Source organism: Streptomyces sp. KLMMK, assembly GCF_036961605.1.
Classification (GTDB): Bacteria; Actinomycetota; Actinomycetes; order Streptomycetales; family Streptomycetaceae; genus Streptomyces; species Streptomyces telluris.
Genome location: NZ_JBAMDC010000229.1, coordinates 1 through 10940, shown reverse-complemented (window position 1 = coordinate 10940; position 10940 = coordinate 1). Strand labels below are relative to the sequence as shown.

Genomic DNA, 10940 nt, shown 5'->3' with positions numbered 1-10940 from the left:
CATCCCGCGCAGCACGCCGAAGGCGTAGCGGCGCTCGCCCGCGGTCCAGAAGCCGGCGGGGGAGATCGCCGTCGTGGAGCGCACGAGCTTCTCGTGCGCGAGCTGCAGGGCCAACAGTCCGCCGAGCGAGTTGCCGGCGACGTGCGGCCGGTCGAGGTCCAGCGCCTCGAAGAGCGCCCCGAGGACGGGGACCACGCCGTGCAGGTCGTAGGCCATGCCGTCCGGCAGGGCCGGGGAGTCGCCGAAGCCGGGCAGGTCGACGGCGATGACGTCGCGCTCCGCGGCGAGGATGCCGGCGACCGGGTCCCACGCCTGCAGGTGGTGGCCGATGCCGTGCAGGAGCACCAGTGGCTCCCCGCCGCCGAGCCGTTCGTAGGACACCTCCGCGGTCCGCCGTCCGGCGGGGGTGTCGATGGGGAAGACGACCGTGTCGGCCATGGGTGGCTCCTCGTCATCCTGGGGTGCCGGTGAGGTATTGAGACAGGATGTCAGTAAGAGTTACCGCAGGGTAAGACCCCGTGCGGGTCCTGTACGGCGGTGCTCCGAGAGCGAGTTCACATGGACAACCCCCACCGGGTCCGCTGGGATGGAGCGGTGACCCCACCCGACGCCGCATCCGACGCCGCACTCGACGCCTTCGAGGAGCACCGCTCCGTCCTGACCGGCGTCGCCTACCGGATGCTCGGCCGCGTCGCCGACGCCGAGGACGTCGTCCAGGAGGCCTGGCTGCGCTGGTCCGGCGCCGCCCGCGAGGACGTGCGCGACCCCCGCGGGTACCTCGTGCGGGTCACCACCCGGCTGGCGATCGACCGGCTGCGCCAGGTGCAGGCGCGGCGCGAGGCGTACGTCGGCCCCTGGCTGCCCGAGCCGATCGCCACCGACTACGGCCCGGCCGTGCCCGACACCGCCGAGCAGGCGGTCCTGGCGGACTCCGTCTCCCTGGCCGTGCTGGTGGTCCTGGAGTCGCTCTCCCCGCTGGAGCGCGCGGTCTTCGTGCTGCGGGAGGCGTTCGGCTTCCCCTTCGGGGAGATCGCCGTGACGCTCGACCGCTCGGAGGCGTCCGTGCGCCAGCTCGCGACCCGGGCCCGGCGCCATGTCGACGAGGGCAGGCCGCGCTTCACCGTGGACCCGGCCGAGCAGCGCGACCTCACCGAGAAGTTCCTCGCGGCGGCCACCGGCGGCAGCCTCGGGAACCTGCTGGAGCTGCTCGCGCCCGACGTGCGGCTCGTCGGCGACAGCGGCGGCAAGTCCAAGGCGCCGCTGCGCGTCATCGAGACCGCGGACAAGGTCGGGCGCTTCCTGTACGCGGTGGCGCAGCAGCCCCTGCCGGGGCTGGAGGCCCGCTTCATGGAGATCAACGGCCGCCCGGGCCTCCTCGTCCTGTCCGCGGGACGCCCGGACACCGCCTTCAGCCTGGAGGTGGCGGACGGCCGGATCACGACGGTCTACCTGGTGCGCAACCCCGACAAGCTCGGCGGCCTGGCGGGATAGCCGGCCGCGGTGGCCGGTACGGCCGTTCGGCTACAGGCCGCCGGCCACCCGCAGCACCGCTCCCGTGGTGTACGAGGCGTCCGGCGAGAGCAGCCACGCCACCGCCGCCGCGACCTCGCCGGGCTCGCCGGGGCGGCCCATCGGCACCCGGCCGGAGTTGCGCCACGGCCGCTCCGGATCGCCCATGGCCGCGTGGATGTCCGTGACGATCATCCCGGGCTGTACGGAGTTGACGCGGACGCCCTCCTCGGCGAGCTCCTTGGAGAGGCCGACGGTCATCGCGTCGACGGCGGCCTTGCTCGCCGCGTAGTGCACGTACTCCCCCGGGCTGCCGAGGGTGGCCGCGCCCGAGGAGATGTTCACGATCGCGCCGCCCCGGCCGCCGTGGCGGGTGGACATCTCCAGGGCGGCCCGCCGGGCGCAGATCAGAGCGCCCGTCACGTTCACGTCGACGACCCGCCGCATCCGTTCCACGGGCGTCTCGGTGAACCGGCCGAGCAGGCCGGTGACGCCCGCGTTGTTCACCAGCCCGGTGACCGGGCCCAGTTCCGCCCGCACCGTGTCGAAGAGGGCGTCCACCGCGCTCTCCACGCTGGTGTCGACCTGGACGGCCACGCATCCGACGCCTTCGGCGCGCACCGCCCGGGCCGTCTCCTCGGCGGCCCCGGCCGCCCGTTCGTAGCCGATGCCCACGCTGTGGCCGGCGCGCGCCAGCCGCACCGCGACGGCCGCTCCGATCCCCCGGCTGCCTCCCGTGACCACCGTGACCTGGTCCATCGCCCCTCCGCTCGCTCGCCCGGGCCCGTACGCACGTGCGCCGGGGCCCATGGGCGACGACCGTAGCCGAAGGGCTCGAAGGGATCGCGTACCGGGCCGTTAATCGGGGCATTGGTCTTGACCAAGTCCGGGCACCGTCCTATGGTCGCCATACTGCAACAACCTTTAATAAAGAAGCGCGCAAAATGCTTTGCGGAGGATCAGGGTGGGGACCACGCAGCTCGAAACGGTGCCGGAGCCGAAGTACTGGCACCTGAAGACCGTGCTCAGCGAGGCGCTCGACTCCGAGTTCGCGGTGGGTGAGATCCTGCCGAACGAGCGGGAGCTCGCCGCCCGGTTCGGCGTCGCACGGGCCACGCTCCGGCAGGCGCTCGAACAACTGGAGCTCGAAGGGCGGCTGCAGCGCCGCCGCGGCGTCGGCACCACCGTCGCCCCGCCCCGCGTGGGCGTGGCCGTCGGCGAGGCCGAGGACGCCTGGCCGGGGGCCGCCACGGATTCCTGGCAGGCCGTCGACTGCCAGGAGACGGCGCCGCCCGCGGCCGTCACCCAGCTGCTCGGCACGGCCGCCGGCCAGGCGGTGCACACCGTGCGCCGGATCCGCCGGACGCACGGCCAGCCCGTGGCCGCCGAGCTGCTGTACGTGCCGGGGTCGTCCGTTCCCGGCCTCGCCGCGATCGACGCCGCGCCGGGCGCCGCCCGCGCCCGCACCGTCCTGCGCGAGCTGCAGCGCCTCGGCCTGGAGGGCCAGGACCGCGCGGTCGAGCTGGGATCGGCCCGCGCCGAGGACGCCAAGCAGCTCGACCGGCTGCCCGGCGCGCCCGTCCTCCTCGTCACCACGCGCTACTTCGCCGAGGGCGCCACGGCGGCCGTGGCCGTCGCCACCTACCGCGCGGACACCTGCCGGCTCACGTTCGGCGAGGCCGGAGTGCAGCTCCTGGCCGCGGGCTGACCGGGCCGGGCAGGACCGGGCAGGGCGTCCCCACCGCCCGGCCCGCGCTCCACGGCACCCGCGCCGGAGCACTCACCTGCGCGCGGTGACCGTGCTCTCCACGGCGAACAGCTGCTTCTCCACGTGGTCGAGGGCCAGGCGCAGCGCGCCCGTGGCGACCGCGGCCTCGCCCAGCATCGACTGCACCACCTGCGGCGGCCGGAGGCAGTAGCGGGCCAGCTCCCTCCGCAGTGGCTCCAGCACTCCGCTGATCCCCGCCGCCCAGCCGCCGACGACGACCATCTCCGGATCCAGGGCCAGCACCAGCGCTGCCACGTCGTGCACGAGGCGGCGCATGAAGCGCTCCACGGCCGCCGCGGCCTGCTCGTCGCCCTCGCGCGCCAGCGCGAAGACCCGTGCCACCTGCGCCTCGTCCAGCGGGTGCAGCGGCTCCCCCGTCGTGGACAGCACCTCTTCGGGGGTCGCCTCCCGGCCGAGCAGGTGCAGGGCGCCGATCTCGCCGGCCGCGCCCCCGAAGCCCCGGTGCAGCCGCCCGCCGATCAGCGAGCCGGCCCCGGGGCTGAGCCCGGCCAGGACGAAGACGACGTCGTCCGACCCGGTGGCGGCGCCCTTCCAGTGCTCGGCCACCGCGGCCGCGTTCGCGTCGTTCTCCACGAGGACCGGGCACCGGAACGAGCGGCGCAGCCGCTCCCCGAGCGGCAGGCCGGTCCAGCCCGGCAACGCCGTGCCCAGCCGGACGGTGCCGTCGGCCTCCACGATGCCCGGGCTGGCCACGCCGACGGCCCGCAGCCCGCTGCGCGGCACGCCCGAGCGCGCGAGCAGATCGGCGACCGCGTCCCGCACCCGGTCCAGCCGCTCGTCCGCCGGGGCGGTCTCCGGCACGTCCAGGGACGCCGAGCCCATCACCCGCCCGCTCAGGTCGGCCATCAGGGCGGCGATCCGGTGCGGTCCGATCTCGATGCCGAGCAGGTGACCGGCCTCCACCCGGAAGCGGAAGCGGCGCGCGGGGCGGCCCTGGCGGCGCGCCTCGCCCTCCCCGGCGGGCGCCTCCACCACCAGGCCGGACTCCATCAGGCCCTCGACCACGCCCTCCACGGTCGGCCGGGACAGGCCGGTGACCTTGACCAGGTCCGTGAGGGTGGGCGCGGTGGACAGCGGGGACGCGGGAGAGACGGCCGTGCGGAGCGCGTGCAGGACCACGGCCGAGTTGATCCGCCGCAGCAGGGACGGGTCCCCGCCGGTGAGCCGCCCCAACGTCGCCGCCTCCTCGCTTTTGCGCATCCTTTGCTTACTGGCCGGATCGTATCGGGTGCGGTGACCGGCGGCGAGCCTCGGGACTCACCCGGGCGTGACGAACCCCGACTCGTACGCGGCGATCACCGCCTGGGTGCGGTCCCGCGCCCCGAGCTTCGCCAGCACCGCGCTGACGTGCGTCTTCACCGTCTCGGAGCCGAGCAGCAGGGTGGCCGCGATCTCCGCGTTGGACAGGCCGCGGGCCATCTGGCGCAGCACCTCCGCCTCACGGGCCGTCAGGGCCGCCTTCTCCATCGCCGCCCGGGCCCGCTCGTTGCCCCGGCCCGCCGCGATCGTGCGCAGCACGGCCGGGAACAGCAGCGAGTCGCCGGCCGCGACGGTGCGGACCGCCTGCACGATCTCGGCGGGCGCGGCGCGCTTGAGGAGGAACCCGTCGGCGCCCGCGCGCAGCGCGTCGTAGACGTACTCGTCGTTCTCGAAGGTGGTCACGACCATGATCTTCGGAGGCGGCTGCACCGTGCGCAGGACGGCCCGCGTCGCCTCGATGCCGTCCAGCAGCGGCATCCGTACGTCCATCGCGACGACGTCCGGCCGCAGCTGACGCACCATCGGCACCACGGCCGCCCCGTCGGCGGCCTCGCCCGTCACCTCGATGTCGGGCTGCGCTTCGAGGATGGCGCGCAGGCCCGCGCGGACGAGCGGCTCGTCGTCGACCAGCAGAACAGTTATCGGCACCGGTTCACCCTAGGCGCTCAGCGGGAGGACGGCCCGCACCCGCCAGGCGCCCTCGTGCACGCCGGTCTCGGCGTGGCCGCCGAGCAGGGCGGCGCGCTCGCGGATGCCCCGCAGGCCGCTGCCCGTGCCGCTGACGGCGCTGCCCGCGGAAGCAGGCAGGGGGTTGCTGATGTCCAGCTCCAGGACGTCCGCGCGGACCGCTATGCGCAGCGACACCGGCATGGGGCCCGCGTGGCGCACCACATTGGTGAGCGCCTCCTGGGCGATGCGGTAGCCCTCGCGCGATACCGGGCCGGGCAGGGCCTCCAGGGCGCCGCTGACCTCGGCGGTGACCTCGCTTCCGGAGCCCCGGGCGGCGGTGAGCAGCCGCTGGAGGTCGGTCAGGGCCGGGCGTCCGGCCGCCGGTCCGGACGCGTCCTCGCGCAGGACCTTGAGGACGCGCTCCAGGTCCTCCAGCGCGTGCCGGCCCGTCTCCTCGATGGCCGCCAGCGCCTTGTCGGTGAAGTCGGGCGACCCTGCGGCGCGTGCCGCGCCCGCCTGGAGCACGGCGACCGTGAGCGCGTGTCCCACGGAGTCGTGCAACTCGCGGGCGAGCCGGTTGTGTTCCAGCAGGCGTTCCGTGCGCTCCTCCAGCGCGGCCAGGCGCTGGGCCGCCGAGGGGCCGAGGAGCGCCCGCGCGGCCCGCGCCAGCACCTCGCCCGCGACGACGACAAAGGCCAGGAGCAGCGCCAGGGCCGCCAGGGCCACGAGCGCGTACCACCAGTGGCCGCCTTGGGGCTTCCACAGGGACAGCACGCTCTCCGGCCGCCCGCCGAACGCGGCGCTGATGAGGTTGACCGCGAGCGTCGGCGTGTGCACCGAGAAGAAGGCCGTCAGCGTGCCCAGTTCATAGCGCAGGACCAGCCACAGCACCGTGCGCCGGCGATCGCTCCACGAAGCCGAGGCCGCGGGCGTGAAGTCCGGCTCCCGGCCGTCCCGGCGGGCCGGATGGAGCAGCAGCTGCGCCTGCATCCCCTCCGAGAGCCGCACCCTCGGGACTGTGCCGGCCGCCACCAGCAGCGGCAGCGGCGCCACGAGCAGCCAGGCGCCCGCGAGCGTGTCCATGTTGGCGAGCCCGGGGACCACGAAGGCGAACACCGTGGCGACGACCATCGCCATCACCAGGTGCAGCCAGCGGGTGTACGTGACCGCGCGGGTCACCGGGCGCAGGGGAGCGATCATGACGTCATTCTCCCAAGGCCGGCCGGGCGGCGGCCTCCCCCGCTCGGGGGAGACGGTCCCCACGCCAGGGGGAAGTGCCGCCTCCGGCCGGACGCGAGCCTTGGGGCATGACCTCGATAGAGATCCGTGAACTCACCAAGCGGTACGGCCCGGTGTGCGCCCTGGACGGGCTCACCGTGACCGTCCGGCCGGGCCGGGTGACCGGCTTCCTGGGCCCCAACGGCGCCGGGAAGTCCACCACGATGCGCATGATCCTCGGCCTGGACCGGCCCACGTCCGGCGCGGCCCTGGTGGGCGGCCGCCCGTACGCCTCGTTCGCCGAGCCGCTGCGGCACGTCGGCGCGCTGCTGGACGCCTCGGCCGCCCACCCCGGCCGGACCGCACACGACCACCTGCTCACCCTCGCCCTCGCCAACCGCATCTCCGCCCGCCGCGTCGGCGAGGTGCTGGAGGAGACGGGCCTGGCGTCCGCGGCGCGCCGCCGCGTGCGGACCTTCTCCCTGGGGATGCGGCAGCGCCTCGGGCTGGCCGCGGCGCTCCTCGGCGACCCTCCCGTGCTCCTGCTCGACGAGCCCGCCAACGGCCTCGACCCCGAGGGCATCCTCCAGCTGCGCCGGCTGACGCGCCGCCTGGCGGAAGAGGGGCGGACCGTCCTGATCTCCAGCCACCTCATGAGCGAGATGGCGCAGACCGCCGACCACCTCGTCGTGCTCGGCCGGGGCCGGCTGCTCGCGGACGCGTCGCTGAGCGACTTCGTCGGCGGCAGAGCCTCCCTGGAGGAGGCCTACTTCGCCCTGACCGACGGCTCCGCCGAATTCACCCACCAGGAAGGCACGTCCTCATGAACGCCCTCGCCCCCGTCCTCCGCTCCGAGTGGGCCAAGATCCGTTCCGTGCGGGCCCTGCTCGTCGCCCTGTCGGCCGCCTTCGTGGCCTCCGTCGGGGTCACCGTGCTGGTGCACGCGATGGTCGGCAGGGCCGAGGCCGACGAGGCGGACTTCGAAGCGGTGTACAGCTCGTACTTCGGCCTGAACTTCGGGCACATCGCCGCCGTCTGCTTCGGTGTGATGGCGGTGGCCGGGGAGTACGCGGGCGGCGGGATCCGCCTCTCGCTCGCCGCCGTCCCGCGCCGCGGCGTGTTCTGGGCGGGCAAGCTGCTCGTGCTGGGCGCCGCCGCCCTGCCGGTGGGGCTGGCGACCGGCTTCGGCTGCTTCCTCGGCGCGCAGGTGCTGCTGGGCGAGTACGGCGTGGGGCTGGGGACGCCCGGCGCGCTCCGGTCGGCGGTCGGCTGCGGCGTCTACCTCGCGCTGCTCACCGTGTTCTCGGCGGGGGTGGCCGCGGTGGTCCGCAGCCAGGTCGGGGCGCTGTCGGTGCTCACGCCCGTGGTGTTCCTGGTCTCGCCGGTCTTCGCGGGGGTCTCCGGCATCGGGAAGGTGGTGGCCTTCCTGCCGGACCGGGCCGGACAGCAGATCCTGCACCCGGTCCCCGAGGGCCCGCTCGGGGCCTGGTCGGGGATGGGCGTGATGGCGCTGTGGACGGCGCTCGCGGCCGCGGCGGGCTGGTGGTCCCTGCACCGCCGCGACGCGTGACCTCGCCGTGCTCAGGCTCCGCCGGCCGCCGCCCGCAGCCGCGCGTACTCCTCGGCCATCTTCGGCAGCGGCCAGTGGGCGTTGAGGCCGCTGGGGTTGGGCAGGGCCCAGATGCGGGTGGCGCCGATCGTCCGCTCCTGCGGGCCGATCTTCGCGTGCTTGTCGCCGAACGCGACGCGGTAGGCGGTCACCCCGACGACCGCGAGCCAGCGCGGCTTCAGCAGCTCGACCTTCTCCGTCAGGATGCGGCCGCCCTCGACGTACTCCGCGGTGCTCAGCTCGTCCGCGCGCGCCGAGGCCCGGGCGACGACGTTGGTGATGCCGAGCCCGTAGCCGAGCAGTTCCTCCTGCTCGGCGGGGCGCAGCTGCCGCGGCGTGAAGCCCGAGGCGTGCAGGACCGGCCAGAAGCGGTTGCCCGGGCGGGCGAAGTGATGGCCGGTGGCGGCCGACATCAGGCCCGGGTTGATGCCGCAGAAGAGAACGCGGAGGCCGTCCGCGACCACGTCGGGAACGAGGCGGTCACGGGCGGCCTCCAGCTGCTCCGGTGTCAGAGGATCGCCCCCGGCGCGTACGCCGCGGCCTCCGGGTGGCGCTTGGCGATCTCCTCGATGCGGGAGACCACCAGGGCGGCCTGGTCGGCCGCGGCGCCGGTGAAGGACAGCTTGTCGGCCATCAGGGCGTCCAGGCCGGCCCGGTCGAGCGGGATGCGCTCGTCGGCGGCGAGCTTGTCGAGGAGCTCGTTGCGCTCGGCGCCCTGCTCGCGCATGGCCAGCGCGGAGGCCACCGCGTGCTCCTTGATCGCCTCGTGCGCGACCTCACGGCCGACGCCGGCGCGCACGGCCGCCATGAGCACCTTGGTGGTGGCGAGGAACGGCAGGTAGCGGTCCAGCTCGCGGGCGACGACCGCGGGGAAGGCGCCGAACTCGTCGAGGACCGTCAGGAAGGTCTCCATCAGGCCGTCCAGCGCGAAGAACGCGTCCGGCAGGGCCACGCGGCGCACCACGGAGCAGGAGACGTCGCCCTCGTTCCACTGGTCGCCCGCGAGCTCGCCGGCCATGGAGGCGTAGCCGCGCAGGATGACCATGAGGCCGTTGACGCGCTCGCAGGAGCGGGTGTTCATCTTGTGCGGCATGGCGGACGAGCCGACCTGGCCGGGCTTGAAGCCCTCGGTGACCAGCTCGTGCCCGGCCATCAGCCGGATGGTCTTGGCGAGCGAGGACGGCGCGGCGGCCAGCTGCACCAGGGAGGTCACGACCTCGTAGTCCAGGGAGCGCGGGTAGACCTGGCCGACGGAGGTGAAGGCCTGCGCGAAGCCGAGGTGGTGGGCGATGCGCCGCTCCAGCTCGTCCAGCTTGGCGGCGTCCCCGCCGAGCAGGTCGAGCATGTCCTGGGCGGTGCCGACGGGGCCCTTGATGCCGCGCAGCGGATAGCGGCCGAGGAGCTCCTCCAGGCGGGCGAAGGCGACGAGGAGCTCGTCGGCGCCGGTGGCGAAGCGCTTGCCGAGGGTGGTGGCCTGGGCGGCGACGTTGTGCGAGCGGCCGGCCATGACCAGCTCGGCGTTCTCCCCGGCGAGCTTGCCGAGGCGGGCGAGGACGGCCACGGACCGGTCCCGGACGAGCTCCAGGGACAGCCGGATCTGCAGCTGCTCGACGTTCTCGGTGAGGTCGCGGGACGTCATGCCCTTGTGGATGTGCTCGTGGCCGGCGAGGGCGTTGAACTCCTCGATGCGGGCCTTGACGTCGTGCCGGGTGACCTTCTCGCGCTCGGCGATCGAGGCGAGGTCGACCTGGTCGAGCACCCGCTCGTAGTCGGCGAGGGCTGCGTCCGGCACCTCGATCCCCAGGTCCTTCTGCGCGCGCAGCACGGCGAGCCACAGCCGCCGCTCCAGCGTCACCTTGTACTCGGGGGACCACAGGACGGCCAGCTCGGCGGAGGCGTAGCGGCCGGCCAGGACATTGGGGATGCGGGGCTTCACAGACACGCTGCCGAGTCTACTGTCGGTTGCTGCAGACTCCGGCACGGGGCTCGTTCGTAGCTTGCTACGAGAACGCCTCCGGGGGTGCGCCCGCCGGACCCGGAGGGCACGCCCCGATCCTACGCGGGGGCCTCAGCGGGGGACCTCGGCCGCGCCGCCCTCGCGGATGCGGGCGAGCACCTGGTCGTGGAGGGCCGCCAGGCCGCCCGGGGGGACGGGCGCCGGGCTGCCGGTGAGCGTGTACCACTCCTCGGCGCCGGTGTACTGGACGTCGACCCGGGCCCACCCGCCGGGCAGGGCGGTGGTGGCGACGGTCAGGTCGCCCGTGATGACGCCGACGTCGTCGGTCATCGCCCCGCCCGGCCCTGCGGTCACCTGGTCCACGAGGTGCCCGCCCGGTCCTTCGCCGCCGGTCACCGGCTGCTGCTCATCGATCGCATGTGTCCAGCATGGCAGTAAGAGTGTCCTGCTCGCTCTGCGTCACGCTGAGCTGGTAGAGGTGCTTGATGTGGGTCCAGGAGCGGGAGTACGCACACCAGTACGAGTTCAGCGGCGGCCGCCACTGGTCCGGGCTCTGGTCGCCCTTGGACCGGTTGGAGGCGGCGGACACGGCGATGAGCTGGGGGTTGACCAGGTCGTTGGCGAACTGCTTGCGGCGGTCGGTGTTCCAGGTGTCGGCCCCCGACCGCCAGGCGTTGGCGAGGGGCACCATGTGGTCGATGTCGAGCTGGCCCGCCGCCGTGAAGTCCTTGCCGTCGTAGGCGCTGTGCCACTGGCCCGAGGACGCGCGGCACTGGTCGTCGGTCCTGACGTCGCGGCCGTCGCGGGAGAGGACCACCTCGCGGGTGTCGCAGGTGCCCATCTGCTTGATCCAGTGGGGGAACTTCGCGCGGCTGTACCCGGCCATCGAGTGCGGCGCCTCGACGGTCAGGTCGGCCAGCTCCACCCGG

Annotated in this window: 13 protein-coding genes; 4 read left to right on the top strand and 9 right to left on the bottom strand. The window is 74.3% G+C overall.

From position 1 onward, the window contains the following. On the bottom strand, window positions 1-438 hold a 438-nt coding region (locus V7793_RS25720; protein ID WP_336010380.1), incomplete at its 3' end, for an alpha/beta fold hydrolase. A gap of 120 nt (window positions 439-558) precedes the next feature. Here V7793_RS25720 and V7793_RS25715 point away from each other — a divergent pair. Further along, the gene (locus V7793_RS25715; RefSeq protein WP_336010379.1) at window positions 559-1491 is read left to right on the top strand and encodes an RNA polymerase sigma-70 factor; all 933 of its coding nucleotides are present in this window, start codon (window positions 559-561) and stop codon (window positions 1489-1491) included. A 30-nt stretch (window positions 1492-1521) separates the two neighbouring features. Here V7793_RS25715 and V7793_RS25710 read toward each other — a convergent pair whose 3' ends face one another. Further along, a complete protein-coding gene (locus tag V7793_RS25710; protein ID WP_336010378.1) occupies window positions 1522-2268 on the bottom strand; it encodes an SDR family oxidoreductase in 747 nt (248 codons plus the stop codon). A gap of 205 nt (window positions 2269-2473) precedes the next feature. Here V7793_RS25710 and V7793_RS25705 point away from each other — a divergent pair, with 205 nt between their 5' ends. Then, on the top strand, window positions 2474-3217 hold the full coding sequence (locus V7793_RS25705; protein WP_336010377.1) for a GntR family transcriptional regulator: 744 nt from the start codon (window positions 2474-2476) through the stop codon (window positions 3215-3217). A 72-nt stretch (window positions 3218-3289) separates the two neighbouring features. Here the strand turns inward: V7793_RS25705 and V7793_RS25700 are convergent, their stop codons facing one another. The 3 genes from V7793_RS25700 to V7793_RS25690 all read right to left on the bottom strand — a co-directional run bounded on the left by V7793_RS25700 (window position 3290) and on the right by V7793_RS25690 (window position 6427). After that, window positions 3290-4471, bottom strand: a complete 1182-nt coding sequence (locus tag V7793_RS25700; RefSeq protein WP_336010384.1) for an ROK family protein — start codon at window positions 4469-4471, stop codon at window positions 3290-3292. 84 nt (window positions 4472-4555) lie between these two features. Further along, a complete protein-coding gene (locus V7793_RS25695; protein ID WP_336010376.1) occupies window positions 4556-5206 on the bottom strand; it encodes a response regulator transcription factor in 651 nt (216 codons plus the stop codon). A gap of 9 nt (window positions 5207-5215) precedes the next feature. Continuing rightward, window positions 5216-6427 (bottom strand): sensor histidine kinase, encoded by a 1212-nt coding sequence (locus V7793_RS25690; protein ID WP_336010374.1) that lies wholly within the window; start codon window positions 6425-6427, stop codon window positions 5216-5218. 107 nt (window positions 6428-6534) lie between these two features. Here V7793_RS25690 and V7793_RS25685 point away from each other — a divergent pair, with 107 nt between their 5' ends. Beyond that, window positions 6535-7272: an ABC transporter ATP-binding protein gene (locus tag V7793_RS25685; RefSeq protein ID WP_179079797.1), complete on the top strand. Its 738-nt coding sequence runs from the start codon at window positions 6535-6537 to the stop codon at window positions 7270-7272. After that, window positions 7269-8015 carry an ABC transporter permease gene (locus V7793_RS25680; RefSeq protein ID WP_336010371.1) on the top strand — a complete coding sequence of 249 codons (747 nt, stop codon included), beginning with the start codon at window positions 7269-7271 and terminating at the stop codon, window positions 8013-8015. Before V7793_RS25685 ends, V7793_RS25680 begins: the two co-directional genes overlap by 4 nt. A gap of 11 nt (window positions 8016-8026) precedes the next feature. Here the strand turns inward: V7793_RS25680 and mug are convergent, their stop codons facing one another. The 4 genes from mug to V7793_RS25660 all read right to left on the bottom strand — a co-directional run. Then, window positions 8027-8566 carry a G/U mismatch-specific DNA glycosylase gene (mug, locus tag V7793_RS25675; RefSeq protein ID WP_336010382.1) on the bottom strand — a complete coding sequence of 180 codons (540 nt, stop codon included), beginning with the start codon at window positions 8564-8566 and terminating at the stop codon, window positions 8027-8029. After that, window positions 8563-9996, bottom strand: a complete 1434-nt coding sequence (gene purB / locus V7793_RS25670; protein WP_336010369.1) for an adenylosuccinate lyase — start codon at window positions 9994-9996, stop codon at window positions 8563-8565. Before purB ends, mug begins: the two co-directional genes overlap by 4 nt. 126 nt (window positions 9997-10122) lie before the next feature. After that, window positions 10123-10341, bottom strand: coding sequence for a hypothetical protein (locus V7793_RS25665; RefSeq protein ID WP_336010381.1), 219 nt, complete (start codon window positions 10339-10341; stop codon window positions 10123-10125). A 76-nt stretch (window positions 10342-10417) separates the two neighbouring features. After that, on the bottom strand, window positions 10418-10940 hold a 523-nt coding region (locus V7793_RS25660), incomplete at its 5' end, for an HNH endonuclease family protein (protein ID WP_336010367.1).